The sequence below is a fragment of the Clostridium sp. HBUAS56017 genome, from assembly GCF_007115085.1.
Classification (GTDB): Bacteria; Bacillota; Clostridia; order Clostridiales; family Clostridiaceae; genus Clostridium; species Clostridium cibarium.
Genome location: NZ_SULK01000062.1, coordinates 1 through 1,223, shown reverse-complemented (window position 1 = coordinate 1,223; position 1,223 = coordinate 1). Strand labels below are relative to the sequence as shown.

The following is a 1,223-nucleotide window of genomic DNA, read 5'->3' as shown; positions in this document are numbered from 1 at the left end:
GAAGGAGGAATTTTACAATGGCAAAGGAAAAATTCGAAAGAAGTAAACCACACGTAAATATTGGAACAATTGGTCACGTAGACCACGGTAAGACAACATTAACAGCAGCTATTACAACAGTATTAGCAAACAAAGGGTATGCTGAAGCATTTGATTATGCAGCAATAGATAAAGCGCCAGAAGAAAAAGAAAGAGGAATCACAATCAACACAGCACACGTTGAATATCAAACAGATAACAGACACTATGCGCACGTTGACTGTCCAGGACATGCTGACTACGTTAAGAACATGATAACAGGAGCAGCACAAATGGATGGAGCTATACTAGTATGTTCAGCAGCAGATGGTCCAATGCCACAAACAAGAGAACATATACTACTAGCATCAAGAGTTGGAGTTGACTATATCGTAGTATTCTTAAACAAGGCAGATATGGTAGACGATCCAGAATTATTAGAATTAGTTGAAATGGAAGTAAGAGAATTATTAAGCGAATACAACTTCCCAGGAGATGATATTCCAGTAGTAACAGGATCAGCATTAAAAGCATTAGAAAACCCAACAGATGCAGAAGCAACTAAGTGCATAATGGACTTAATGGATGCAGTAGATAGCTATATCCCAACTCCAGAAAGAGCAACAGATAAGCCATTCTTAATGCCAATCGAAGATGTATTTACAATTACAGGTAGAGGAACAGTTGCAACAGGAAGAGTTGAAAGAGGAATCCTTCACGTAGGAGACGAAGTAGAAATCGTAGGATTAAGTGAAGAAAAGAAGAAGACAGTAGTAACAGGAATAGAAATGTTCAGAAAGTTACTAGATGATGCTCAAGCAGGAGATAACATAGGAGCATTATTAAGAGGAATACAAAGAACTGATATCGAAAGAGGTCAAGTAATCTCTAAGCCAGGATCAGTACACCCACACAGCAAGTTTGTAGGTCAAGTATACGTACTTAAGAAAGAAGAAGGTGGAAGACATACTCCATTCTTTGATGGATATAGACCACAATTCTATTTCAGAACAACAGACGTAACAGGATCAATCAAGTTACCAGAAGGAATGGAAATGGTAATGCCAGGAGATCACATAGATATGAATGTTGAATTAATCACTCAAGTAGCAATGGATGAAGGATTAAGATTTGCTATAAGAGAAGGTGGAAGAACAGTAGGATCAGGTGTTGTTACTAGCATAGTAGAATAATTAACTTGATTA

General features: G+C 37.6%; 1 protein-coding gene. It reads left to right on the top strand.

Annotated features, from left to right (window positions below):
• Positions 1–17: 17 nt before the first annotated feature.
• Entirely contained in the window at positions 18–1,211 is a 1,194-nt protein-coding gene (gene tuf, locus FAY47_RS19840) for an elongation factor Tu (RefSeq protein ID WP_143318650.1), read from the top strand.
• Positions 1,212–1,223 lie beyond the last annotated feature (12 nt).

Excerpts from the sequence above, each read along its gene's own strand:
- tuf (WP_143318650.1), top strand. The coding sequence starts at position 18 with ATGGCAAAGGAAAAATTCGAAAGAAGTAAACCACACGTAAATATTGGA.